We start from the raw sequence: 25,776 nt of genomic DNA, 5'->3' as shown, positions 1-25,776 counted from the left end.
CTGATACGCCCATGAGCGCCCTGCACGGAACCTGAGTTCCGTGCAGGGCGCCCTCGTTACGCCTCCTTCTCCTGCGCCTTCCGAAGCCGCTCAGAGAAGACGGCGTGCGCGGCCCGCATCTCCTTCTCACGGTCGGCCTTGTAGAAGGGAGCGGTGTAGCCCGCCGGGGGCTCGGAGCGCTCACTCTTGTCGTAGGCGAGGAACTGCTCGTAGTCCTGTTTGGTCTGACCGTGGCCAAAGGCATACGGATCTTGTGCCAGTTGGCGACCAATCGCGTCGAACCACATCTGCGATTCACGGTCCGCAAGGACCGCATAACGCGCCTTATGGATAGCAATCAGCTCATCGGCGCTCATACCAAGCCAAACCGCGACTAGGGCGTCAATCTCCACGAGCGCTGCGCGCCTCTCGTATTCGGTGCGCAGAGGTGTGGCGTACTCCCAATCCGACTCCAGATGACCGGCCAGTGGAGCCAATCCGGGCCATTCCAGGGCCCAGTCTTCGCGGTCGGGCCAGGTCGTGTCATAGAGCTCCGCCCAGAGGGGTGCGTAAGCCTCGGTGAGGCAGTTGAGCCGAAGGGCGCGAAGCAAGAGCGGATTCGCGAGAAAGTGCGAAGTGGAAGCATACGGCATCCGCTCCACCTCGGTTGGGTGGAGGTTCGCTTTACCAACGATACGCAGCAAGTAATCGAACGGAAGTGAAGCCCAGAAACCCGAATTGACTGCTGTTGCGCGGTTATCCGCCATCATCAGAGACTGAACGCTATCGATGTGTGCGGCGCCTGGCGAGATTAGCGCAGCGAACAGGCTGCGCTCGGTGTTGAATGGAATCATCTTACGCCAAGCCAGCCGATAGAATTTCGTGTACGGCTGGAACCACCACAGCCGCTGACGCAGCAGTTCCCGCTGTTCCTCATCAGAGAGCGAAAATTCCTCACCGCTCAAAACATCGCCGCGCTTCTCCCACTGCTCCGAGCTAGGCTCCCACTCGTCACTCATTCGCGATCGATCCAACCAGCGGTCCTGCTCACCTTCGTAGCGCTGCAGTGAACAGGACTCAGACCGCACATAGTTGGTTCGGGGAACCGCATTCCCGGGCAGTGCCGTCAGGTCGAAGCTCGTCCAGTCGTGATTGCCCCGGCACGGCATCTTAGGCTGCTTGCTCACCGGGGTAGCAATGCCAATATGAGGGCCCTGGAGTACGAGCTCGGTCAGCGAATCAGGCTGTGACGTGCGCCAATCAATGAACCCATTCTCCTTACCCATTTTCTCATGATATCCGCTACTGATGGGGGGCTTGTGGTCACCCAGCCTGACTCTCGATGCCGAGAGAGCTGCAATAGCCCCCTGCTCCTCACTGGTCACCGGCTGCAGCAACGCCGCTTCCCATGCGGGAGCATTTCCGGAATCCCCAGTCAGCCGCTGCCATTCCACGAGCACCGATTCATCGACCGTGATGACCCGTGCCCGGTGAGCACGTAGATCCCAGGCGCCCCCGTGCTTCATTCCCGGGACCTCGCCCTCTCCGTCATGATCGAGCGAAGCCACCAGGGGTTCCACCCCGTACAACCGACTCAGATTGTCGAAACTGATGCCACTCTTCGGAGTCCCATAAATGTGCACGCCAAATTCGGTGTTCCGACTGGCTTCAAAAGCCCAGTTACCAACGTTCACGAACCCAGCATGTAGCCGCAGCCGCCGATAGGCCGCGCCGCGAATACGCCCGTCTTTGGTGCCGCCAAGGTGAGTATCGGGATGGACAAGACCTGCAATCCCCTGCGTTCCCAGATTGTCCCAAGCCCGGCACATGAAGGCACGGTAGAGATCTGGTTGGGTTCCGGCGAGTACCGAATATGTTACCGGCGACACAAGCCACTGCGTCATGGCAGAATTCGAGACCAATTCATCGAGGAAATAAGGAGTCGCCCCACCTTTCCCCAGCACTTCCCCCTTACGCTCTCGCCAGGTCGCGACGCTTGGCTTTTCAGTCAGCTTGAACCACGGATCCAGCTCTGCGAGGACAAAATCCTCCTGCCATCTGGGCTGAACCCAAGGCGGATTCCCCACCTGCAGGTCAAACCCGCCCCCAGGCCCCCGGAAAACATGCGCGAAGTGCAGCTCCCAGTGGAAGAACCCGTGCCCGTCCTCCGCCTTTATGTCACGCTCCGTCGTGCCCGCGATGTCCTCGACCACGTCCAGCCACGGGAAGCGCTCCGCCAGCTTGAACGGGCTGTTCATGCCCATAACGATATCCAGGCTGCGCTCGTACGCCTCCAGGAGCGGCAGCGCCTCGTCCACGGAGAGGTCGTCCAGGCCGTTCAGGAATGACGTATTGCCCTCGGCATCGCCCTCGGCGTCCTTCGTGCCGAGCGTCAGTTCCAGGAACTCCAGCCAGTCCGCAAACGACTCCAAGGGAATGACCGGGCGCCGGTCATCCTCGACGATCCTGGCCTTGCGGCCCGTCGCCTTCTTCCCCTTGGTCTTCAGGCCCTCGTCGCTGTCCGCCACGACGCCCAGCTCCTCCTGTTCGCCGTCGGGGTCGTCGAAGAGCCCGGCTGCCCGCCAGACGACGTCGCCCGGCGCGGGACCGCTCGGGGCCGCACTCTCCGGCTCCGTTGCCACTGGGGTGGCCACCGCCCCGAACGCCCCCTCACCCACCGCGTACGCCGGGTCCGTGCCGTCCAGCAGCCCCACCCGGTCCAGCGGCCAGAACCACAGCGCGCACCACGCGTCCATGACCGTCTTCAGGCGCCAGTACGGCGTGCCGGCCGCCGTCAGGTCGTCCAGGACACGCTGCTTGTCTGCGGCCTCCGTCGCGGGTTCCAGCCAGTCCGCACCCCAGACGTCGATCCGGCGCGACACCTTCCGTTCGGAGAGTTCGAGACGTTTGGCGACCAGGCTCCACAGGAACTCGGCCCGGCGCGCCACCGCCTGGAGTCGGCCCAACTCGGTCTTGGGTGCCGCCTTGACCCACCGGTCGTAACGCGCCTGCCGCTCGTCCTGCTTCTCCTTCGCCCGCTCCTTGAACGGCGTCCACTTAGGCGGCTTCTGAATCCCCTTGCGCCACTGCCCCAGCGCCTTCGCCTGCTCCTCCGCAAGCTTCTTCGCCTCGGGCTCCCCCGCCACCGCGCCCCAGCCGAGCGCGGGCAGGAGGAAGTGGTGCACGGCTCCGTCGGGCAGGTCGCCGTCCCGGAACGGGAGTTCGGTGGGCGGCAACGGGAGCTTCTTCGACAGCCACTGGCCCTCCGGCAGCGCGTCCGCCCCGTACACCTTGCGGCCCGCGCCGATGAGGGAGTTGCCGCGGCGGAGGTGCAGGCCGAACCAGGGGGCGCGCATGCCGGGGTGCATGGAGTTGAGCCAGAGGGAGACCTCGGCCAGTTCCACGGCGGTGGCGTTGAGGTCCACGCCGTAGGCGTTGTGCAGGGCGATGTACGCCTTGGCCTTCTGGAGCTCGACGGGCCGCGCCTCCGGATCGACGCGGCGGTCCAACTCCGTTTCCCTGCGCCGCAGGTACTCCGCCGCCACCTGGTCGATGGCCTCGTTGAGGAACGCGCCCGAGCCGAGGGCGGGCTCGCAGATCTTCCAGCCGAGGAGCTCCTCGGCGGACGTCTTGGTGCCGTCCTGGTCGAGGCGGTGCTTGAGCGCGAGCTCGACGGTGACCTCGGTCAGGGACTTCGGCGTGTAGTAGGAGGCTGACGTCTGGCGGTCGCGGCCGGCGAGGCGGTACACGAACGAGCCCCGGGGATGGACGACGCGCAGCGGGCGGCCGGTCTCGTCGTGGGGGCGCTCGACGAACACCTCGTCCGGGTAGTCCTGGACCCGTCCCGCGGGGATCATCCAGCTGCCGCCGGACGCGTCGCCGCCCTTGGCCACCTCGTACAGGTCCTCGTCGGCGATGAAGCCGGTGTAGGACATCAACCCCTCGTAGACCGCGCCGAGTTGGTTGATGCCGAGTTGCGCGTAGGAGATGAAGCCGCCGCGTTCGCGCCCCTTGCCCTTGGTGAGCATGAGGCGGCGCAGCACCTTGTGCAGGGTCTCGTTGCGCAGCCGGGTGTCGAGGAACTCGGGGAGGTCCGAGCTTTCCTCGTACGCCGGGTTCTCGATCTGGTCGGCGGAGATGAGGCGTACCGCGTCGCTCTCGAACAGGTCGGAGCGCAGCGGTTCGAAGCGCAGGCCTACGTCGGCGCTGCGGGCGGCGGCCTTGCGCGCGCGGTCGGCCTCGCGGACCCGCTCCGTGTACGCGTCCCGCGTGATGGCCCCGGCGGCGAGGAATTCGGCTGCCTCCCGTTCGGCCTCGGTCGCGGCGCGGTCGGCGGCCTGGGCCTCCAGGTCCTCGGGCTCGCTGCCGAACTCCCGGTGGCCCTTCTGGACCTGCTGGAAGAGCAGGTCCAGGGACTCGTACAGATGGAACCCGCGCCGTGACCGCTCGCCCACCAGGTCGCGGACGACCAGGTCGCCCAGGCGCTGGAGGCCGTAGCCCCGAGCGTACTCGGGATCGTCGGCCGGCAGGATGCCGAGCGAGGGCTGGGCCTCGGCGTAGAGCAGGAACAGGACGCGGTAGAGGTAACGCAGGGACTCGCGGCCGAGTTCCTTGGCGAGGCGAGCCGGTTCGTCGATCTGTTCCGGGGTGACGCCCTGGTCGCGGAGCCGGGCCAGGACCTCGTTGGAGATCCACTCGACGGACAGCCGCAGCCCTTCGCGCAGTTCGGTGGAGACGCCGACCGCGTGCTTGCCGGACTTGTCGACGAAACCGGCGAGCGGAGCGGTGCCGCCCTCCTCAGGCGTGCGCAGCGAGTCCGCGCCGAACAGCGCGGCGATCGTGTCGAGTTCACCGCCGTTGCGGATGTCCCGCCGGTTGAGCGCGGCGTCCAGGCCGACGGCGAGGTAGCGGCCCTCGTGCCAGGCGAGGCGGTCCGCGAGGACGACGACGCCGCCGACCAGCACGAGGACGTAGCGCGGCGGCTCGTCGCACTCGAAGAGGAAGTCCGCCAGGGCCTTCGCGTCGGTGAGACGGGCGGAGGCCTCCAGGGCGACGGGGTGCAGCAGGCGGCCCGCGCCGTCCGGGTCGAGGGCGGCGTCCGGCTCGTCCGTCCAACCGCAGGAGACGGCGATCAGGCCGGGCTCGGTGTGCAGGACCTGGACCGGGTGGTCGTGGCCCGAGCGGTGAACCGTGACGGTCTGCTCATGGGCGTCGTCGAAGCCGAGCGCGCGCAGGGTGTCCAGGTGCAGTTCGGTGAGACGCTTGGTCCAGTCGGCGGGGACCGGCGCGTCCGGTACGGCTAGGGCCTCCGCGTCCCGGGCGAAGTCGGCGCGGGAGGCGAAGTAGGGGCCGTGCAGGGCGCGCAGACCCTCGCGCGGGGTGCGGGCACGGGGCGGGACGGACGCGGGGGCGCGCCCTTCCGACTTGGCCCCGGCGACGGCGGCGGCGTGGGCGCGCCGCTCCCGCTCCTCGGTCTCGGCCCACCGGGCGAGGAGGCCCTCCTTGGCCTTCAGGTCCTTGGGGAGGACTTCGGCGAGATAGTGCGCCGAGAGGTAGTCGCCGTGGTTGACGAGCGAGTCGTACGTCACGTCAGTTCTCCGCCGGGTCGAAGGCGTGGTCGGGGGTTCCGTGATCGGGGGTCTCGCGATCAGGGGTGCCGTTCTCGCGGGATTCGTCCGAGGCCTCGTAGGGCGCGCCGTCCGGGGCGGGCCGGTCCAGGACCGCGAGGACGCGCAACAGCGGGAGTCCGGTGGTCTGCAACTGGTCGAGGAGGTCCGCCTGGTCGCCCGCCGTCTTCTCGACCTGCCGCTTGCGCCGGGTGCTCTCACCGGACAGTGCGTCCAGGGACTCCTGACGCCAGTCGGTCAGGCGCTTGCGGTACTCGGCGAGCGGGACGCTGATCTGTTGCGCCCACTCCTCCTTGTACCGCTCCAGGTGCTCGCGGGCTCGCGCCACCGCGGCGGGCACCAGGGACTGCAGGTGCGCGAGGTCGCGCGGGTCGCCGGTGCGGGCGAGGTCGGGGCGGACCTTCGCCGCGCGCAGGGCATCGGTCATCTCGCCCACCGGAGCCCCGGGGTCGGCGCTGACGGCCATCCACCGCACGACGGTGGGGCGGCCCAGCGCGTTGGAGTAGATGCCCTGGATGAGGAAGGTCGGGTGCTCCACGTGTGGGGAGGTGATCACCGGCGCCTCCTGCCGCCCGAACTGCACCAGCACCTTGTCCGTGAGCCACTCCACCACCGGATGGATGTCGCTCAGATACGAGACCGTGGGCCAGATGGTGTCCGTCGCCTCACGGGCCTCGGTCAGCTTGTCCTGGGCGAGGCCGCGGTCGAAGGAGAGGATCATCCGTTCGGCCACGCCCTGCTCCTTCAGGTAGGAAGGCGGCAGGGCCTTCAGGCGGCGCAGCAGGTCGGGGGCCTTGTCCGGCGAGAGGGAGAAGTACGGGCGGTGATCGGCGTCCTTGCTGCGGGACAGACCGATGACGTCCTCGGCGTGGTCCTCGTACAGCTCCTCGAACGCCGTGGCGACGAAGGCCGCCGTGTCACCGTCGAACAGGGAGGGGACTTCGGCGCGGTCCGGCAGCTCCTCCTCGGTGATGGTGTCCACCTGGCCGAACAGTCCGGCCAGGTCGGTGTCGTCCGCGGCGGGCGCGGAGTCGAGGAACTCCTCGACCGTGCCGCCCGCCATCAGCTCCTTGATGAGACGGCGTTCTTCCTCGTCGGCGCGGTAGTAGCCGGTCTCCGCCTCCGCCGTGCCGCTCAGCTTGTGGGCCTCCTCCTCGCGGACGAGGAGCTTCTCGGCGACGGTCCTGTCGTCCTTGGCGCCCGGCTGTCCTGAAGTGAGGATCAGCGCCCGGAACTCCGGCTCGTGGCGCTGTCCGTAGCGGTCGATGCGTCCGTTGCGCTGCTCGATGCGGATCAGCGACCAGGGGATGTCGTAGTGGATCAGGTGGTGGCACTGGCGGTGCAGGTTGACGCCCTCGGAGGCGACGTCGCCGGCGAACAGCAGCCGCACCGGCGAGCCGGCGAGGCTGAACTCCTCGCGGATCACGCGCTGTTGTTCCTCGACGACGCCACCGTGCATGACGCGCACGGCCGCGTGGCCGCCGTCCTTGCCGGGGGTGAAGCCGAGGCGTTCGGGGACCTTCGCGGCCAGCCAGGTGAGCGTCTCGACCCTCTCGGAGAAGATCACCGCTCGCATGTCGCTGCCCGGCTTCACGCCGATCTGTTCCAACTGCTCGACGAGGGCGTCCAGTTTCGTCGAGTCCCCCGGGGCGCTGCCGTCACCCATCGAGCCGACGAGGGTGCGCAGCCGGGCCAGGGCGGCCTGCTCACCGTCGATCGCGGGGTCGGGCCGCCTGCCTTCGGCCACCGCGTCCGCCACCCGCTTGGCCAGCGCCTTGACGCGTCGGTCGACCAGCTCTGCCAGCGCCTTGTGGGAGGAGAGGAACGTCTTGAGGACGTTGTACGCGAAGAGCGGATCGGTGCTCACCGAGGTCCGCTCCTGGTCCGCCGTACCGAACTCGGTGCTGGTGGACGGCGCGGGCAGCCAGTGCTCGGCGAGCTCGGCGAAGATCCGCTCCTCGGCCTCGTTGGCCGCGCAGCGCAGCGAGCGGGTGGGGCCCCGGTCCGCCCACTCCTTGCCGATGCCGTTGCGGACCTCGGGGCTGATCTTCGTGCGCCGGATGAAGAGGTGCCCGAGGTCCTTCGCCGGATCGTAGTGATCGCGGTCCACGATGGCGGCGGGGTCGAGCAGGGACACCAGGTCGGCGAAGGAGCGCTTGTCGCCGTTGTGCGGGGTGGCGCTGGCCAGGAGCAGGGCGTCGGTGCGCGGGGTGAGCGTCTCGGCCAGGGCCCGGCGCTGGCTGCCCTGGTTGATCAGGTTGTGCGACTCGTCGATCACGACCGCGTCCCACTGGATACGCTCCAGGTGGTGCCGGTACTGGCCGATGTTCTTGAGCGTGTCGACGGAGATGATGACGCGCTTGTAGTGGGTGAACGGATTGCGGCCCGCGGGGATCTCGCGCTGGATGCGCTGGATGCCCAGCGAGTCGAGCCGCACCAGGGGGATCGAGAACCGCGTCCACAGTTCGTGCTGGAACTGTTCCAGGACGCTCTGCGGGGTCACGACGAGAATGCGCTCGCCACGGCCCCGGCGGATCAGCTCGGCGAGGGTGAGCCCTATTTCGAGGGTCTTGCCGAGACCGACGACGTCGGCGATCAGGATGCGGGGGCGGAGGTTGCGCATCGACAGGGCGAGCTCCGCGGGGCGCTGCTGGTAGGGCAGCGGGTCGAGGAGGAAACGGTCGGCCAGGGCGAGCCCGCGCTCGGTCTGCGGCAGCGGCGTCTTGCGCAGCACCGCTTCGAGGAAGAGCCGTCCGCGGCGGAAATAGGAGGACGTGTCGGGGACCAGACGCGTCTTCTCCGGTTCCAGCAGCTCGACCGTGTCGATGCCGGTGAAGAACACCGCCTCCTCGTCCCGGACGAACTCCGAGACGCCGATGGCCTCAATGCGGTCACCGTCGTGGTCGGTCCGCCGCGCGATCCTGACCAGCCACTCCTCGTCCCGGACGAGGATCTGGGCCCCGGGTGGAAACCGATTCTGCCCCTGCTCTGTCACCCGTGGTCACTCCGTTGTCCGTGCCGGGAAATACGGTCCGCTTCGTACGTCCCGAGTCTTTCACGCGGCGTACGCGGGCCATGCGGGAATCCCGGAGGGACGGAGTTTTCGCCGGGGGCGGGTGTGGGCGTTCCTCAGAAGCGGGCGTCGCTCGCGTAGGCGGCCCGCAGCTCCTCGGCGATCCGCAGCGGCGCGGAGAGCCGGACACCCCGCCGGGCGGGACGGTTTCCTTCGGGCCTCTGCGGGGTGGATGCGGCGGACGGACCGCCGCCGTCGGCGAGCGTTTCGCCGTCCGAGGCCGCGTCTTCGTCCTCGTCCGCACCCTCGCCATCTGAAGCGTTCTCCCCCTGCGGTGGAACCTCGTCGTCCTCTCGTACGGCGACGTCCACCACGGTCGGGGTGTAACCGCGCCGGGTCTCCGGGAGCTCCGGAGGCTCGGGCGGCAGCGGCAGCTCGGGCAGGGCGGCCTCGGGGGTCAGCGCCGTGAGCCGGCGCTTGGCCCGCACGGCGGTCAGCCCCTGCTCCGCGATGACCCGCACGAGCTGCTCGGTGATCTGGGGCAGCGTCGGCCGGTAGGCGGGATCGAGGGCGAGCATCGAGGAGAGTAGCGGTTTCAGCTGGAAAGGCAGCCCGCTCAGGTCCGGAGGAACGTCCGGGTCCTCGATCCGGCGGGCGATCGCCTGCCAGCTGGTGCCGGTGTAGGGGTAGTGGCCGGTGGCCGCGTACAGCAGGACCGCGCCCAGGGCATATACGTCCGCGGCCCGGTCGAGGAGCTGCCCGCCCTGCGTCTGCTCCGGCGGCATACAGAGCACGGAGCCCACAACCACGCCGGTCGCGGTGAGCGTGGAGCGCCGCTCGGCCAGCACCGCGAGACCGAAGTCGATCACCTTGGGACCGGACGGTGAGAGCAGGATGTTCTGCGGCTTGAGGTCACGGTGCAGCAGCCCCGCCTCGTGCACGGTCCCGAGCCCCTCGGCGAGCAGCGCCCCGAGGCTGGCCGTCTCCACGAGCGGCAGCGGCCCCCGCTCGGCGACGTGTGCCAGGAGGTCGGGTCCGGGGACGAACTCGACGGCCAGCCAGGGGCGTTCCGCTCGGGCGTCGGCGGCGACGAAGGACGCGATGAACGGCCCGTACACCGTCCTGAGACTGTCCACTTCGAGCAGGAACCGAGCCCTGCTGTCCTCGTCGAGCACCGACGGCTTGATGACCTTCACCGCGACCAACTGGCCGGCCGGTGACTCCCCGAGGTAGACCTGCCCCATGCCTCCGGCGCCCAGCCGGCACGCGAGCGTGTACACACCGATGGCCCGCGGATCGTCGTCCCTCAATGGCTCCACGGCTTGCGAACCTCCCCTGTGCTGCGCCGGCCGGTGTGCGCTGCCGGTCGGCGGATCTCCACGCCACCCGAGGCGGCCACCAGCCCGACGGCGCACCGGCAGTGTATGTGAGCGTCCGGCGAGGAGCCCGGCGTTCGTCCAGCCACGCGAAGGAACGGACGGCGGGCGCGCAGCGCCCCTCCACCGTCACTCGCGACACAAAGCAGTCGCAGGTCGTCCCCCGTTTCCCAGCCGATCGGGCCAGCCGTGACGCGATCGACTCCTCGAACGAGCGTGACCTGGGCGGGCCGGCGTCAGGGCTCGCCTTGAGAACACGAGGACCCTCGCCTTGTACTCCGCGGTATATCGGCGCGGACCGGTCGAACGGGCTTCCACCTGCGGAGTCGCCACACCGTCTGGTGAGTACGACTCCCAAGACTCTCGGCGGCGACCGGAACGTGGTCTACACCAGGGACAGGCCCGAGGTCATTCCCTCCGGTCGGAGGGCTTGCCATAGGAACGCTCATCCCCAGTGTTCCTCCTGGTAGCGCAGGAGGTCATCGCCGTGGAGTTGCTTGGTGGCGTTGCCGACCCGGACCCAGAAGTCGGTGGCGCCGTCGCCGCCCTTGGCGGGCTTGGCGAACACCGGCTTACCTGCCGCCGCAACGCTGATCTGACAGACGACATTGCCAGAAATCTCGGGGAAGTGTACGCGGACGGTGGTCGCTGTCGGGGTCGACAGGCTGCTGTCGAGCAGTTGGCGTACGAAGAGCTCATACCCGTCGACGCTGGCCTGCGACTCCAGAGTGGCGAGGTCGTTCTCGACGCCGAGGACGGTTCCGTCGTCGGCGACACCGATGTACAGGTTTCCGCCCTCGCCGTTCAGGAAGCCGCAGACGGCCTTGACGATGTTGTGCCGTAGGGACTTGTCGGCCTGCCGGGTGTACACATTCCAGCGGGCACTGGCCTTGAACTCGATGCCCTGGGACTCGCCGGCGGCGATCATGTCGGCCGGGGTGGTCGGGACGTACGCAGGGCGTTCCCCCGTGAGGGTTTCGAACGCTTTCCGCACGACCTTGGCGATCAGCTGGCGCCGCCGTTCCAGGAAGGTGGAATAGTCGAGCTGTTCCCAGCCGACCGGGAGCGCGTGCCACCGCACCTGCCGCTCGAGCACCTCCGGGTCCATCGCGTCCGTGATCCTCGGCCAGTAGTCATGTGGTGCGTCGGTGTTGGACAGCTCGCCTGCCGGCCACGTCACGTAGGCCATGTTGGCGATGGCATTGACTTGGCGCCGGTCTGTGACACCCAGTCCGGCGAGCACCTTGCGGTGGAACAGGTTGTCCCGGTCGACAGCCTTGGCGGGTTGGACCGAGGGGTCCAGCAGATCACGGATTCGTTGGTCGCCGAAGAGCATTTCGGCGTCGAGGATGTTGAGCGCAGCCTGGTAGGCGAACAGCACCGGTGAACGCGACGAGGATGTGTCCAGCCGGTTCGGCAGAGAGATGTCCCAGTAGTCGCCGGTGAAGTTCGCTGCGATGATCCGGTCGAGTTCCGCGGTGAAGGCCCGGCCGTCACCTGGCGGCAGACTGCCGATCCGTCCCAGGTCGAACTCCATTTGCGACTCCGGTGAGTTGGAGTACCGACCGGTGGTGTGCGCCATGAAGAACCACCGTCCCATCACGGGACGGAGTTCATCGGCCGTCAGCCCGAAGTCGTGGCGCCCGATCAGCCAGATCGTGTAGCTGTACAGCAGGGCGTTGTCGGAGGTGATCATCTTGCGACTGCGGAAGCCGGCCGCCGTGACGCACTGGAAGAACTCGTGCCAGCTGGTCAGGTCCAGGACCTTCGTGTGCGCTTGGGCAAGCCGGTCGAACTGCTCCTGCCGTCGAGCGGCGGTGACCTTGCCGGTTTCAAGGTCCTTTCCTCGTAGGACGCTATAGACGTGCTGCAGCCGGGCACGCCGGAAGGCGACAGCAACTGCTACGCGCAGGAGTTGGTCCGGGCTGGGGTCCAAAAAGGTGTTTCGAGGGCTCGGACCGGGAAGCCCTGCGACCACCGCGGCGCGGCTGAAGTCCTCGAGCTGGCGGCGGCCCTTCTCCCAATGCACTGACATCAGGGTGAGGATGAAGTCGGACTGGTTGAGCTTCACGCCTTCGGAGTTGATGCGCACGAAGATGTCGGCGACCTGCTCCTCGTCGGCCGAAGCGCCCAGCTCCACAACCTGGAAGCGGAACTCGTGCAGGTCCCGGACCCTGTCCACGCGTTCTTCGAGTTCGTCCTTGGCAGCGTCCGACAAGGGCTGGCCGCCGGCCTGTTCGAGCCGTTGGAAGAACTGCCGGACGGTGGGCTTGTAACCACCTTGGGCCCAGAGCGCGGTGATGTCCGGAATGAAGTGGGCGTCACGCTCGATCGCCGCGTCCGTGACCTCGAACGTCTGGTCCTCCGGGTGGAACGCGATGCGAACGTTGATCTCGTCGAAAGACTTGGTGACGATCTTGCGCCCGGTGAGAACGGTGAACAGGGCGGTGAGCCGTTGCTGCCCGTCAACGACCAACAGCTGAGGCGCCCGATCGCCGGCTTCCGTTCCGATCTGCCGCGTCCCAACCTCAGCGCCGGTCTCCCAGAACATCAGGGTGCCGATCGGATAGCCCCGATACATCGAGTCGAAGAGGTCCCGGGTCTTCGCCGCAGACCAGACGAACGGGCGTTGAATGTCCGGTAATCCGATACGACCGCCTTCGATGTTCTCGATTAGGTGCCGGAGCGTGTAACCAGTGTCGCGATACAAAGTGGGTGGCACAGCCGAGGGCTCCTAACGTCCAAGGGCAACTGGTCGGCGAAAGCGGTCATGGCGCGGGAACAGCATCAGGTTTCTACCACGCGGACGAGGTCTACCAGACCCTTCCGGCCTCATCTGTTCGACCACGACCGGGAGTTCCTCGCCCATGAGAGCGGGCTGCTCGACGTCAAGGACGGGATCAGTCTGCCCGACGGAATACATGGAGCCGGCGCCGCTTTCGGAACCTCTTCTCGTCCCCCACCCCACAACGTCGAACGTCAGAAACGGGGAACCAGACCGACAGACGCTTGGCGATGACCGGTACATCGGTGTTGTCCTGCGCGACAACCTGGACGAGCTGATCGCCGACTTCGACAAGATGCACGGCCCCGCCGACCCGGAGGCCGTCGCGGCCAAGCGGGCCAGACTCACCGGCAGACCCTCCACCGACGCCGGGGCGGCCGCGTGAGCGGCGCGCTCATCCTGGACAGCGAGGGCTTGGCCAAGGCTGTGCAACGCGACTGCGAGGTCCACGAGTGGCTCACCGGCGCCCGCGACGCCGGCCTTCCAGTGATCACCTCGGCCGCCGTGCCGGTCGAGGCCATCCACCCGCGAATCAACGACGCCGCCCTGAAATGGACGCTCTCCCGACTACGGGTGGAGCCCGTCACCCCTGCCCTCGCCCAGTCCGCTGCCGCACTGCTGCGCGCAGCCGGGCTGCACGGCCACAAGTACGCCATCGACGCCATGCTCTGCGCCACCGTGCTCTCCCCGTCAGGCCGCGTCACGATCCTGACGTCCGACGTCGAAGACATCGCCACCCTCACCGCTGACCACCCTCGCGTAACCGTCGAAAAGGTTTGACTCGCACCACCGTGTTCCAGCAGGACTCCAGCACTTCCTGACCGGCGTGACCTTGTTGATGACCGGAACCACAGCTCGACGCCGAGAAACCTGCGTTCCGCGTGTTCGGCGTCCTGGAGTCACAGATCCGGGGTCTGACCCCGGACAGGGCTGAGCAGATCGCGGCGACCGGCTCACCCGGGGATTCGCACCCACTCGCTCCGGAGGGCTCGGGGCTCAGGCGGCCTCGTGTGCGGTGCGGGCCCGGTCCGCGTCGCGCATGCGCCCGAAGGCGTAGACGCAGCCGGCCAGGGCGAGGTCGGAGAGCAGCATGAAGCCGATGGCGTAGGAGCTCTTGGCGCTGTAGACGGCTCCCATGACGAGGGGCGGGACGAAGCCGCCGAGTCCGCCCATCGCGCCGACGATGCCGGTGACGCTGCCGACCTTCGGCGGTGGCGTGACCCGCGCGACCATCGCGAAGACGCTGCCGCTGGAGGTGCCGAGGCCGGCAGCCATCACGAGGAGGAAGACCGTTCCCCCCGGGACGAGGTGGGGTTCGAACGCCTGGCACACGGCCATGATCCCCACGACGCCGAGGGCCCAGGAGGTGACGACGGCGGGGTGGACGCGGTCGGAGAGCCAGCCGCCGATCGGGCGGAAGACGACCGTGACGAGCGCGAAACCGGCGGCCCGGGTGCCGGCGTCGGTGGGCGACAGGTCGTACCAGGTCTTGAGGTAGGTCGGCAGGTAGACGCCGAACGCGACGATGCCGCCGAACCCGATCGCGTACAGGGCCGCGAGTTCCCAGGTGACCCGCAGACGCCCGGCGTCACCCAGCCGTTTCCCCAGCGAGGTGGTGGGGACCACGCGGTCGGGGCGGTCGGCGAGCAGGAAGTACTCCACGACGGCCATGACGGCCAGGCCGATGGCCAGCACCACGAACGGCAGGTTCTCGCCGTGCTTGTAGATGCGGGGGGTGAAGTAGCCGGAGAGGGCGACGCCGCCCATGCCCGCGCCGAACACCCCGACGGCGAAGCCGCGCCGCGCGGGCGGGAACCAGGAGTTGACGAGGGGGACGCCGATCGCGAAGGTCGTGCCGCCCAGGCCGAGGAAGAATCCGACGACGAGGAGGCCCGCGTAGGAGTCCTTCACGACGGTGAGCAGCAGGACGGGCACCATGGTCAGCGCGGTGACGAGCGGGAACATGATCTTCGCGCCGAGGCGGTCGGTGAGCGCGCCGACGGGCACCCGGCCGAGCGAGCCCACGAGCACGGGGACGGCGACCATCAGCGACTGCTGGAAGGAGCTCAGCGAGAGCTTCTCGCCCAGCGGAGTGGCGATCGGCGAGATGAGGTTCCACGCCCAGAAGGTGATGGCGAAGCCGATCGTGGCGACGACGAGGTTGCGGTAGGCGGCGCCGGGCACCGCGGGGGTCGGCGCCGTCGGGGCGGCGCTCCGGGAGGTCACTGCACTCGCTCCCATCCGGGCCGCTCGGGACGGGTGCCGAGCTGACCGCGTTCACGGCTGCGGTACACGATGTAGGGGCGGAAGAGGTACTGCACGGGGGCGCTGAACATGTGGATCAGCCGGGTGTACGGGACGAGGGCGATGAGGACGCAGCCGATGACGATGTGGATCTGGTAGGTCACCGGCACGCCGTCCATCCGCGCGTAGTCCGGGCGCAGGGTGAAGACGCTGCGCAGCCAGGGGGCGATGGTGGTGCGGTAGTCGTACCCGTGGCCTCCCGCGTGCGTGAGCTTGGCGATCATGCCCATGAGGATGGCGGCGAGCAGGACGACGTACATGAGCTTGTCGTTGCGGGTGGTGGCGAGGAAGACCGGCCCGTTGGTGCGGCGGCGGTAGATCAGCAGCGCGATGCCGGCGACGGTGGCGAGGCCCGCGATCGTGCCCGTGGAGAGCGAGAGGTAGTGGTACGCGGTCTCGCTCACCCCGAGCGCGCTGGTCCAGGAGTCCGGGACGAACAGTCCGACGAGGTGGCCGGCGAGCACGAAGAGGATGCCGTAGTGGAACATCGGGGACCCGATCCGCAGCAGCCTCGACTCGTAGAGCTGCGAGGAGCGGGTGGTCCAGCCGAACTTGTCGTAGCGGTGGCGCCAGATGATCCCGCCGACGAGCAGGACGATCGTGATGTACGGCATCGCCGTCCACAGGAGGCTGTCGGCGAGGCTCATCGGGAAACGACCTCCAGCAGCGGGGTGCCGAACGGGGCGAGCCCCACGTCCTCGCGCGGCGGTCCGTTGCGGGCCATCGCCTGGGCGGCGGCCCGGTCGCGGGGCGAGGCGCCGGGAAGGGTGGCGACGAGTGCCCGAAGGACTCCGGCCCACGGCGAGGCGGCCTCGACGAGGGCGAGGCGCAGCAGTTCCAGCGCCGGGCGGTGCTCGCGCAGGAGGGTGTCGGTGCCGGTGAGGGCGGAGAACTCGCAGACGGCCGGGAGGAAGTCGGGGAGTTCGCGGGTGTCCGCGTACTCCCAGCCGTGCTCCCGGTAGATCTCCTTGAAGCGCACCAGGGACCGGCCGCGGCGGCGGGTGTCGCCGTCGGTCCACCAGGTGAGGTACAGACAGCGGCGGCCGGAGAAGTCGAACGTCCGGACGTAGTCCTGCCGGAGCCGGTCGGGCCCCGTGCCGTCCACGTGGTCGAGGAAGGCTCGCACCTCCCCTCTTCCCGGGCCGGGTTGTTCGTCCAGGGCCGCGCGCAGGACAGCCAGCCCGGCGTGGAACTCGTCGTCGGGGTAGACCAGGCAGCGGGCGACCGCCGCGTGGACGACGGCGTGCGGGGTGGTCATCTCTCCTCCTCCTCGTACTCCTCGTCGTCGTGCGCGTCCTCGGCGTCCTGGCCGTTCGCGCCGTTCCGGCGGGGGAACAGTCCGGCGGGGTGGCCCCGGCCGTCCCAGTTGAGGAGGTTGACGCGGCTGCGGGCGGGATCGGCGGGCGCGTCGGCGGTCTGGCGGTCGCGCAGCACGTGGAAGTTCTCCACGGACATCGGCGGCGACTCGCCGGACCCTTCGCCGTAGGGGCCGGAGCCGCCCATCCCGGGCCCGCCCGCGTAGTCGAGACTGCACTCGTCGGGCAGGACGGACTCCTCCAGACGTCGTGCGTCGCCGACCGCGGCGGTGGGGATCACGTACCGCTCCTCGTACTTGGCGAGGGCCAGCAGCCGGAACGTCGCGTACATCTCCTCGCCGGACATGCCGACCGACCGGGCGATCCCCTCGTCGACGGGGGCCGGTCCGGAGAGGTCGCCGGCGAGCAGCCCGGGGCGCATCGCGCCGCGCATCGCGGCGAGCTTCTCCAGCGACGCCCGTACGGGAGCGGTGTCGCCGGCGGTGAACAGTTCGGCGAGGTACTCCAGGGGGATGCGCAGGGTGTCGATGGCGCCGAAGAGGTTGCCGGCGTCCTCCCCGTCGAAGCCGGTCGCGGTGAGGGCCTCGACGACGGGAGAGAGCGGCGGGATGTACCAGACCATCGGCATCGTGCGGTACTCCGGATGGAGCGGCAGCGCCACTCTGTGCTTGCTGATGAGCGCGTGGACGGGCGAGCGGCGGGCCGCGTCGATCCAGTCCTCGGCGATGCCGGCGCGTTCGGCCTCCCGGCGGACGACGGGGTCCTCGGGGTCGAGGAACACGCCGAGTTGGGCCTCGTACAGGTCGGTGTCGTCGGGGACGGAGGCGGCTTCCAGGACCTTGTCGGCGTCGTAGAGCATGACGCCGAGGTAGCGCAGCCGTCCGACGCAGGTCTCGGAACAGACGGTGGGCAGGCCGACTTCGAGGCGCGGGTAGCACAGCGTGCACTTCTCGGCCTTGCCGGTGCGGTGGTTGAAGTAGACCTTCTTGTACGGGCAGCCGGTCACGCACATGCGCCAGCCCCGGCACTGGTCCTGGTCGACGAGGACGATGCCGTCCTCCTGCCGCTTGTACATCGCGCCGGACGGGCACGAGGCGACGCAGGACGGGTTCAGACAGTGTTCGCAGATCCGCGGCAGGTAGAACATGAAGGTCTGCTCGAACGCGAACTTCACCTTCTCCGAGGCCTGTTCACGGACCTTCGCCACCATCGGGTCGAGTGCGCCGTGTTCACCGACGCCGCCGAGGTTGTCGTCCCAGTTGGCGCTCCACTCGATCTTCATGGGCTTGCCGCTCAGCAGCGAGCGCGGCTGCGCGACGGGGATGTCGTCGCCGAGGGGGGCGTCGACGAGGTTGGCGTACTCGTACGTCCACGGCTCGTAGTAGTCGTTGATGGTGGGCAGTTTGGGGTTGGAGAAGATGTGGGCGAGCTTCGAGAAGCGGCCGCCGCCTTTGAGTCTCAGCCGGCCGCGTCTGTTGAGCTCCCAGCCGCCCTTCCACGTCTCCTGGTCCTCGTAGCGGCGCGGGTATCCCTGCCCGGGGCGGGTCTCGACGTTGTTGAACCACACGTACTCCACGCCGCCGCGGTTGGTCCACGCCTGTTTGCAGGTGACGGAGCAGGTGTGGCAGCCGATGCACTTGTCGAGGTTCATGACCATCGCGATCTGTGCCATGACGCGCATGTCAGTACTCCACCGGTTCGGTGCGGCGCCGGATGACCGTGATCTCGTCGCGCTGGTTGCCCGTCGGCCCCAGGTAGTTGAACGCCCAGCTCAACTGGGCGTATCCGCCGATGAGATGGGTCGGTTTGAGCAGCAGCCGGGTGAGGGAGTTGTGTGTCCCGCCGCGCTTGCCCGTCGTCTGTGTCCTGGGCGTGGCGATGACGCGGTCCTGCGCGTGGTGCATGTACACGGTCCCGCGCGGCATGCGGTGGCTGACGACCGCGCGGGCCGCGACGACGCCGTTGCGGTTGACCGCCTCGATCCAGTCGTTGTCGCGCACGCCGATCGTCCCGGCGTCCTGCGGGGACATCCAGATGTTCTGGCCGCCGCGGGAGAGCGACAGCATGAGGAGGTTGTCCTGGTACTCGGAGTGGATGGACCACTTGCTGTGCGGGGTGAGATAGCGGACGGTCACCTCCGCCTGGCCGTCGTCGCCGGTGGAGACCCGGTCCCCGAAGAGCCGCCGCATGTCGAGGGGCGGCCGGTAGACGGGCAGTGCCTCGCCGAGTTCGTGGATCCAGTCGTGGTCGAGGAAGAAGTGCTGGCGTCCCGTGAGGGTGTGCCAGGGCTTGGCGTGCTCGGTGTTGAGGGTGAAGGCGGTGTAGCGGCGCCCGCCCGCCTCGCTGCCGGACCACTCCGGGGAGGTGATGACCGGCACGGGTGCCGCCTGGGTGTCGGCGTAGGTGACGCGCTTGCCCTCGTGCTCGGCGGCGAGGTGGGCCATCGGCTGTCCGGTGCGGCGCTCCAGGGTGTGGAAGCCCTGGGTGGCGAGGTGGCCGTTGGTGGTTCCGGACAGGGCGAGGATGGTGTTCGCCGCCTTGACGGCGGTGTCGAGGAGCGGCCGTCCCGCGGCCGGTCCCGACCTGCGGACTCCGTGCCGGTCGGCGAGCAGCCGCACCTCCTCCGCCACGTCGAAGGCGATGCCCTTGACCGGCAGGCCGAGCTTCTCCGCCAGCGGGCCGAGGGTGGCCATCTTCTCGCCGACGGCGCCGTAGTCCCGCTCCACCACGGTCAGTCGGGGCATGGTCTTCCCCGGTACGGGCTCGCACTCACCGCGCCGCCAGTCCAGCGCGATACCCCCGGGCTGGGCGGTCTCGTCGGGGGTGTCGTGCTGGAGGGCGGTGGCGACGAGGTCGCGGCGCACCCCGAGATGCTTCGCCGCCATCGTGGAGAAGGACCGGGCGAGGGCGTGGAAGGCGGCGAAGTCGGTGCGGGCCTGCCAGGGCGGATCGACGGCCGGGGTGAAGGAGTGCACGTAGGGATGCATGTCCGTGCTGGACAGGTCGTGCTTCTCGTACCAGGTGGCGGCCGGCAGGACGATGTCCGACATGAGGGTGGAGGAGGTCATGCGGAAGTCCAGCGACAGCAGCAGGTCGAGCTTTCCCTCGGGTGCCTTCTCGTGCCAGCGCACGTCGCGCGGACGCTCCTCGGGGGCGGCCTCCTCGGCGCCGAGCGAGTTGGTGGTGCCGAGGAGGTGTTTCTGGAAGTACTCGGCGCCCTTCGCCGACGAGCCCAGCAGGTTCGCCCGCCAAAGGGTGACGACGCGCGGCCAGTTGGCGGGAGCGTCGGGGTCCTCCCCCGCGAACCCCAGCTTCCCCTCGCGGAGTTGGTCCACCACGTATGCGGCCGGGTCCCGGTCGCCCGCCTCGTCGCACAGGTCGAGCGGGTTGCGGTCGAACGTCGGGTAGGAGGGCATCCATCCCGAACGGGTCGCCTGGGCGAGGCAGTCGGCGGCGGTCATCCCTTCGAAGGCCCCGCTGCCGAGCGGGGAGGCGAGGGTGTCGGCGCGGTAGTGGTCGTAGCGCCACTGGTCGGTGTTGAGGAACCAGTAGGCGGTGCCGATCGCCTGGCGCGGCGGACGCGACCAGTCGGACGCCGCGGCGAGCGTGGCCCAGCCGGTCTGCGGGCGGCACTTCTCCTGGCCGACGTAGTGCGCCCAGCCGCCGCCGTTGCGGCCCTGGCAGCCGGTGAGCTGGAGGAGGGCGAGGAAGGCGCGGTAGATCGTCTCGGAGTGGAACCAGTGGTTCGTGCCGGCGCCCATGAGGATCATGCAGCGGCCCCGGGACCGCTCGGCGGTGTCCGCGAACTCCCGTGCGGTACGGACGACCGCCGCGGCCGGGACGGACGTGTGGACCTCCTGCCAGGCGGGCGTGCAGGGGACGGAGGCGTCGTCGTAACCCCGGGGCCAGGTGCCGGGCAGACCGTCGCGGCCGACGCCGTACTGGGCGAGCAGCAGGTCGTACACGGTCGTCACCAGCCGGCCGCCGACGCGCATCGCGGGGACACCGGCGGCGCGGACCGCCCCGCTGCCCTGGCCGTGCGGCCCGCCGTCGGTGTCGAAGCGGGGCAGCAGCACCTCGGCCGGTACGGCGTCCTCCCGTCCGTGCAGCGAGAGGCGGGGTTCCAGGTCCCCGAGTTCCAGATTCCACCGGCCCGCGCCCGACTCGGTCCAGCGGAAGCCGAGCGACCCGCCGGGAACCTCCGGCCGGCCGGTGCTGTCGTCGAGGACGACCGTCTTCCACTCCGCGCCCTCGGCGGTGTCCCCGAGGTCGGAGGCACGGAGGAACTTGTCGGGGACGTGACGTCCTTCGTGCTCCCGCAGGGTGACGAGGAACGGCAGGTCGGTGAACCGCCGGACGTAGTCCGTGAAGAAGGGCACCTGCCGGTCGACGAAGAACTCCTTGAGGACGACGTGGCCCATCGCGAGGGCCAGCGCCCCGTCGGTGCCGGGGTGGGGGTGCAGCCACTCGTCGGCGAACTTCGTGTTGTCGGCGTAGTCCGGGGACACCACGACGACCTTCTGGCCCCGGTAGCGCGCCTCGGCCATCCAGTGGGCGTCCGGGGTCCGGGTCACCGGCACGTTGGTGCCCCACATCATCAGGTACGCCGCGTCCCACCAGTCCCCCGACTCGGGGACGTCCGTCTGGTCGCCGAAGACCTGCGGGGAGGCGACCGGCAGATCGGCGTACCAGTCGTAGAAGGACAGCATGGGGGCGCCGATCAGCGAGTGGAACCGGGCGCCGGCGGCGTGCGAGACCATGGACATCGCGGGGATCGGCGAGAACCCGGCGACGCGGTCGGGGCCGTACGTCCTGATGGTGTGGACGTACGCTGCGGCGGCCATCTCCACGGCCTCGTCCCAGCTCGCCCGCACCAGGCCGCCCTTGCCCCGGGCCCGCTGGTAGCGTCCGCGGCGCTCGGGGTCCGCCTGGAGGTCGGCCCACGCGGTGACCGGGTCGCCGGTGCGCGCCCTCGCCTCCCGGTACATCTCCAGGAGCACCCCGCGGACGTACGGGTAGCGCACCCGCGTCGGCGAGTAGGTGTACCAGGAGAACGCGGCCCCGCGCGGACAGCCGCGCGGCTCGTACTCGGGGCGGTCCGGGTCGACGCTCGGGTAGTCCGTCTCCTGTGTCTCCCAGGTGATGATGCCGTCCTTGACGTACACCTTCCACCGGCAGGAACCGGTGCAGTTGACCCCGTGCGTGGAGCGCACGACCTTGTCGTGACTCCACCGGTCCCGGTAGAAGACGTCACCGTCGCGGCCGCCCTCCTTGGAGAGCGTGCGCAGATCGGCGGAGGTCTCCCCCCGCCGGAAGAACCGCCCGCCACGCAGCAGCAGCTCACTGGCCGTGCCGTCCATCCCGCCGGTACCACGGCCCTGGGTCGCGGACACGGACGCTCCTCTCGGCCGGTTTCAGCCCAGCGGACCATTCATGGGTGGGGGGCGCATGTGCGGGGGGCTGAAAGGGTGAGGGGCGGTGGCCGACCCCGTGGGGCCGGCCCCGCCCGCTAGCCGTCGGCGTCGGTGTCCGTCGCGGCCAGCACCGTCACCCGTGTACGAGTGGGATCCAGTACCGCGAAACCCTCGTCCGCCGTGTCGTGGTGGAACCAGTCCGTGAACGCCATGAAGCGCAGCCAACGGTGGTCGAGGGCCTGCCCCACCGCCTCCAGGAACGGGACGTCGGCGGGCAGACCCAGCAGCGCGTACAGACTGTTCCAGGCGTACAGGCGGGCGTACGCGCCGCCTTGCGGCCTGCCGTTCACCCCCCCGTCGTACGCCGCCGCGAACAACGTGTTGAGCACATCGTCGGGCGTAGTCCGGCAGGACACGGCTCCGCCCCGGTGCGCGCCCTCGCCCACCAGGGAGTCCAGTGGCAGTTCCCTGACGAAGGAGATGTTGAAGTCGTCCGGGTCGAGCGGGCGCGGCAGCGTGAAGAAGCGCACCTCCGGTTCACGGGCCCATCCGCCGGCGGTGAACGGTTCCGCGGCGGCCCCCGCACGCGTGCCACCGGGGGCCCGCCCTGCCGTGCGTCCCGCCGCCGCACCCCCGTCGGTCGGGGAGATCTCCGGGAATCGCGACCGGAGCTGGTCGGGGGTCTTGACGGACCCGAGGCCCCGGACGCGGACGGTGAAACGGTGTTCGACGTCGAGGCGCGTCCTGGGCAGTGCGGCCAGCGGGTGCCCCAGTTCTCGCAATCGCTCCGCGTAGGCATCGAGAACGGGCCGGCCGCGTCCCGTGCCGATCAGCGCCAGTTCCCCGAGAAGGCAGGCGCGCACGTCCGTCGAAGGATCCTGGGCGTCGTCCGGCAGCTCCTCGAACAGCGGCACCAGGTCGCGCAGTTGCTGGGTCTTGGCCAGCTTCGCGGCCACGGATCGCCGCAGCCGGTCGCCTTCCTCCCGCTCCGCGGGGCCGACCGGCAGCAGACGGCCCACCAGGTCCACGGCGAACCTCGCGCAGTCCCGGGACCGCCTCTCGGCGAGGACGTCGGCGACGCGTCCGATGGCCGGCACGGCCGCGGCGGATGCGGAGCCCCCATCGGCCGCCTCACGGCCCAGCCGCCGCGCGGCCTCGTACAGCTCCTCGGGGCGCGACTCGGCCAGGAGCTTGAGCTCCGCCGCGCCGGACAGGTTCCCGAGGGGGCGATGGGAGGCGTCGTCGCCGGGCGTTGCTTGGTTGCCGTTCACGCCCGAAGTCTATGAGCGGGCATCACGTAACTTTGCTGAGGCGTAAGTGCGTTGAGTGGGCGATGTGACGGGGGATGAACGTGGGACGCCGGCCGACGGACTGGCATGTGCTGGACGATCCCGTCGGAATCAACGGCAGCGGACGGGAGACGAGCGTGGTCGAGGTCGTCATCCGCGACGGCAACATCCACACGGCCTATCCGGTGTGAGCCGCCGGGGGGCCGCCGACCCGCCCCGTCGGCGGCCCCCCGCGCACCCGCTCAGCCCTGTACGACGGTGATGTCCTGGTCCCGCACCGCGTGGAACGAGGGGAGCGGGAGGCCGGTGGCGCTCAGTTCCATGAGGGTGGCCTGGACGTGGGCCGGGCCCGCCTTGAGGGTTTCGGGGGCGGGCCTCTCCGTGTTGGTCCAGGTGTGCTCGGCTCCGTCGCAGAGTGCCGTCGTGCCGCCGATGCCCTGGCTGACCCGGGGGTCGCTCTGCGACACCGAGGAGGAGACGAAGACGGGACCCGAGGCGCCCGTGCAGCGGTAGGTGCCGGAGAGCGTGACGGTGCCGTCGGCGGCGACCGTGGCGGTCTGGTCGACGGTCAGCTCGTCGGGGGAAACGGACAGGGCGACGGCGGACGGAGCGAGGAACAGCAGCAGCGCGGCACCGGCGGCCGCGCCGACGGCCTGACGGAACAACATGGGAAACCTCCTGGAGCGGGGACCTGCAAGGGTGCTCAACAGGTACCGGTCCAAGGCCCCGAAGCCGGTGATCATCACCCCTTTGGTGGCGAGTTGACGCCGTCCGTCTTGGGGACGTCCGAGAGTTGTCCTCGTGTTGTCACGCTTCACGGCCGGGTGTTCCGATCAGTTCGCCGCGCGCGCATGGTCTATTCATGCGAGGGCGACGACAGCGCCGCCGACACTCCTCGCATCCCACGTGGAGGTGCACCATGTGTTCTCACCGGTCTTCGTGCCCGTCCGCGGACGCCATCGCCCCGCACATCGTCTCGGCCCATCCCGAGCAGGGCTGGAACCTCCTGTGCAACGGCGCGATCGTCTTCGACGACAGCGGTGAACTGCTCCCCGACGGCAGCGTGGTCGCTCCGCACCGGCTGTTCGCCGAGCGGCTGGCCGTCGCGGCCTGATCCCCGGTCCCGGCCGCGCCCCGCGGTCCTACGCCAGCACGGCGAAGCCGTCGAGCTCGACCAGCGCCTGTTCGTCCCACAGGCGCACGGCGCCGACGACGGCCATCGCGGGGTAGTCGCGGCCCGCCAGCCGGCGCCAGATACCGCCCAGTTCGGCGGCATGGGCACGATAGTCGGCGACGTCCGTGGCGAAGACCGTCACCCGGGCCAGGTCCGCGGGGGTGCCGCCCGCCGCCCGCAGCGCGGTCAGCAGATTGGCCAGCGCCCGCTCGAACTGCGCGGGCAGGGTCTCCCCCACCACCTTTCCGTCCACGTCCAGGGCGGTCTGCCCGGCCAGGAAAACGACGCGGGAGCCGGTGGCGACGACGGCGTGCGAGAACCCGGCCGGCGGGGAGAGCTCGGGCGGATTGACGCGCTCGACGGTCATACGCGGTACAACTCCTTCGCGATGATGGTCCGTTGGACTTCGCTGGCCCCCTCGTAGATGCGCGGCGCGCGCACCTCGCGGTAGAGGTGTTCGAGCAGGTGGCCACGGCGCAGGGCGCGGGCCCCGTGCAACTGGACGGCCGCGTCCACGACGTACTGGGCGGTCTCGGTCGCGAGCAGTTTCGCCATCGCCGCCCGGCGGGGCACGTCCGGCGCCCCCGCGTCGTACGCCGCCGCCGCCGCGTACACCATCAGCCGGGCCGCCTCGGTGCGCAGCGCCATCTCGGCGACCTGGTGGGCCACGGTCTGGAGGTTCTTCAGCGGGCCGCCGAACGCCTCGCGCCGCGCCGTGTGCGCGAGGGCCGCGTCCAGCGCGGCCTGCGCCATGCCGACGGCGAAGGCGCCCACGCTCGGCCGGAAGAGGTTGAGGGTGTTCATGGCGACCCGGAACCCGTGGCCGGGTTCGCCGAGCACGTCGTCCGCCGTGACGGGTACGGCGTCGAAGGCGAGGGCGCCGATGGGGTGCGGGGAGAGCATGTCGAGCGGGGTGCCGGTGAGCCCGGGGCGGTCGGCGGGGACGAGGAAGGCGGTGACACCGCGGGCGCCGGCGTCGGGCGCGGTGCGCGCGAAGACGGTGTAGAGGTCGGCCTCGGGGGCGTTGGAGATCCAGCACTTCTCGCCGGTGAGCCGCCAGCCGCCGGTGCCGTCCTCGTCCGCCCGGAGCGCCAGCGCGGCGGCGTCCGAACCGGCGCCGGGCTCGCTCAGCGCGAAGGCCGCCACGGCGGTGCCGTCCGCGACCCGGGGCAGCCAGTGTCCGCGCTGGGCGTCGGTGCCGTGGGCGTGGACGGGATGGGCGCCGAGCCCCTGGAGGGCGAGTGCCGTCTCGGCCTCGGTGCAGACCTGGGCCAGCGACTCGCGCATGAGGCAGAGGTCGAGGGCGCCGGAGGTGAACAGGCGGGAGAGCAGTCCGAGCCGACCGAGTTCGGCGACGAGCGGCCGGTTGACGTGGCCCGGCTCGCCCTTGTCGGCGAGGGGGCGCAGGTGGTCCGCGGCCAGCGCGCGCAGCTCGGCACACCAGGCGATCTGCACCGGTTCGAGCGAGAATGCGGTCATTGCCCGTCCTCTCTCCCCAT

17 protein-coding genes are annotated in these 25,776 nt (G+C 69.6%); 4 read left to right on the top strand and 13 right to left on the bottom strand.

Annotated elements, in window-relative coordinates; genetic code table 11:
- Positions 1-56 precede the first annotated feature (56 nt).
- The 4 genes from ACIQ7M_RS29480 to ACIQ7M_RS29465 all read right to left on the bottom strand — a co-directional run bounded on the left by ACIQ7M_RS29480 (position 57) and on the right by ACIQ7M_RS29465 (position 12,717).
- Positions 57-5,567 carry a class I SAM-dependent DNA methyltransferase gene (locus ACIQ7M_RS29480; protein ID WP_403650082.1) on the bottom strand — a complete coding sequence of 1,837 codons (5,511 nt, stop codon included), beginning with the start codon at positions 5,565-5,567 and terminating at the stop codon, positions 57-59.
- Position 5,568: 1 nt separating this feature from the next.
- Complete coding sequence (locus ACIQ7M_RS29475; RefSeq protein ID WP_403650079.1) at positions 5,569-8,601, bottom strand: SNF2-related protein; 3,033 nt, start codon at positions 8,599-8,601, stop codon at positions 5,569-5,571.
- Positions 8,602-8,735: 134 nt separating this feature from the next.
- Positions 8,736-9,938 carry a serine/threonine-protein kinase gene (locus ACIQ7M_RS29470; RefSeq protein WP_403650076.1) on the bottom strand — a complete coding sequence of 401 codons (1,203 nt, stop codon included), beginning with the start codon at positions 9,936-9,938 and terminating at the stop codon, positions 8,736-8,738.
- Between the two features lie 502 nt (positions 9,939-10,440).
- A complete protein-coding gene (locus tag ACIQ7M_RS29465) occupies positions 10,441-12,717 on the bottom strand; it encodes a DUF262 domain-containing protein (RefSeq protein WP_403650074.1) in 2,277 nt (758 codons plus the stop codon).
- A 199-nt stretch (positions 12,718-12,916) separates the two neighbouring features.
- Between ACIQ7M_RS29465 and ACIQ7M_RS29460 the strand changes: the two genes are divergently transcribed.
- Entirely contained in the window at positions 12,917-13,165 is a 249-nt protein-coding gene (locus ACIQ7M_RS29460; protein ID WP_403650071.1) for a hypothetical protein, read from the top strand.
- The gene (locus ACIQ7M_RS29455) at positions 13,162-13,560 is read left to right on the top strand and encodes a DNA-binding protein (protein ID WP_403650068.1); all 399 of its coding nucleotides are present in this window, start codon (positions 13,162-13,164) and stop codon (positions 13,558-13,560) included. Before ACIQ7M_RS29460 ends, ACIQ7M_RS29455 begins: the two co-directional genes overlap by 4 nt.
- Before the next feature lie 216 nt (positions 13,561-13,776).
- On the opposite strand, the gene ACIQ7M_RS29450 is transcribed toward ACIQ7M_RS29455, so the two are convergent.
- From ACIQ7M_RS29450 to ACIQ7M_RS29425, 6 genes are all read right to left on the bottom strand, one after another.
- Complete coding sequence (locus ACIQ7M_RS29450; RefSeq protein ID WP_403650065.1) at positions 13,777-15,021, bottom strand: nitrate/nitrite transporter; 1,245 nt, start codon at positions 15,019-15,021, stop codon at positions 13,777-13,779.
- A complete protein-coding gene (gene narI / locus ACIQ7M_RS29445; RefSeq protein ID WP_386981128.1) occupies positions 15,003-15,731 on the bottom strand; it encodes a respiratory nitrate reductase subunit gamma in 729 nt (242 codons plus the stop codon). Before narI ends, ACIQ7M_RS29450 begins: the two co-directional genes overlap by 19 nt.
- A complete protein-coding gene (narJ, locus tag ACIQ7M_RS29440; protein ID WP_355773575.1) occupies positions 15,728-16,342 on the bottom strand; it encodes a nitrate reductase molybdenum cofactor assembly chaperone in 615 nt (204 codons plus the stop codon). Before narJ ends, narI begins: the two co-directional genes overlap by 4 nt.
- Complete coding sequence (gene narH, locus ACIQ7M_RS29435) at positions 16,339-18,081, bottom strand: nitrate reductase subunit beta (RefSeq protein ID WP_403650062.1); 1,743 nt, start codon at positions 18,079-18,081, stop codon at positions 16,339-16,341. The genes narJ and narH overlap by 4 nt, the downstream gene beginning before the upstream one ends.
- Position 18,082: 1 nt before the next feature.
- Entirely contained in the window at positions 18,083-21,760 is a 3,678-nt protein-coding gene (locus ACIQ7M_RS29430; RefSeq protein WP_403650204.1) for a nitrate reductase subunit alpha, read from the bottom strand.
- A gap of 149 nt (positions 21,761-21,909) precedes the next feature.
- Entirely contained in the window at positions 21,910-23,085 is a 1,176-nt protein-coding gene (locus ACIQ7M_RS29425) for a DUF6183 family protein (RefSeq protein WP_403650059.1), read from the bottom strand.
- A 74-nt stretch (positions 23,086-23,159) separates the two neighbouring features.
- Between ACIQ7M_RS29425 and ACIQ7M_RS29420 the strand changes: the two genes are divergently transcribed.
- The gene (locus tag ACIQ7M_RS29420) at positions 23,160-23,294 is read left to right on the top strand and encodes a hypothetical protein (protein ID WP_403650056.1); all 135 of its coding nucleotides are present in this window, start codon (positions 23,160-23,162) and stop codon (positions 23,292-23,294) included.
- Between the two features lie 51 nt (positions 23,295-23,345).
- Here the strand turns inward: ACIQ7M_RS29420 and ACIQ7M_RS29415 are convergent, their stop codons facing one another.
- Positions 23,346-23,771 (bottom strand): DUF6299 family protein, encoded by a 426-nt coding sequence (locus ACIQ7M_RS29415; RefSeq protein WP_386987797.1) that lies wholly within the window; start codon positions 23,769-23,771, stop codon positions 23,346-23,348.
- A gap of 251 nt (positions 23,772-24,022) precedes the next feature.
- On the opposite strand from ACIQ7M_RS29415, the gene ACIQ7M_RS29410 reads away from it, so the two are divergent.
- Positions 24,023-24,217, top strand: a complete 195-nt coding sequence (locus ACIQ7M_RS29410) for a DUF5999 family protein (RefSeq protein WP_355762952.1) — start codon at positions 24,023-24,025, stop codon at positions 24,215-24,217.
- 28 nt (positions 24,218-24,245) lie between these two features.
- Here the strand turns inward: ACIQ7M_RS29410 and ACIQ7M_RS29405 are convergent, their stop codons facing one another.
- Positions 24,246-24,644 (bottom strand): RidA family protein, encoded by a 399-nt coding sequence (locus ACIQ7M_RS29405; protein WP_389840984.1) that lies wholly within the window; start codon positions 24,642-24,644, stop codon positions 24,246-24,248.
- Complete coding sequence (locus ACIQ7M_RS29400) at positions 24,641-25,756, bottom strand: acyl-CoA dehydrogenase family protein (protein WP_403650052.1); 1,116 nt, start codon at positions 25,754-25,756, stop codon at positions 24,641-24,643. Before ACIQ7M_RS29400 ends, ACIQ7M_RS29405 begins: the two co-directional genes overlap by 4 nt.
- Between the last annotated feature and the right edge of the window lie 20 nt (positions 25,757-25,776).

The organism is Streptomyces sp. NPDC096324 (genome assembly GCF_044763015.1).
Lineage (GTDB): Bacteria > Actinomycetota > Actinomycetes > Streptomycetales > Streptomycetaceae > Streptomyces.
Note: the sequence above shows the minus strand (reverse complement) of the source record. Positions and strands in the feature narration are given on the sequence as shown.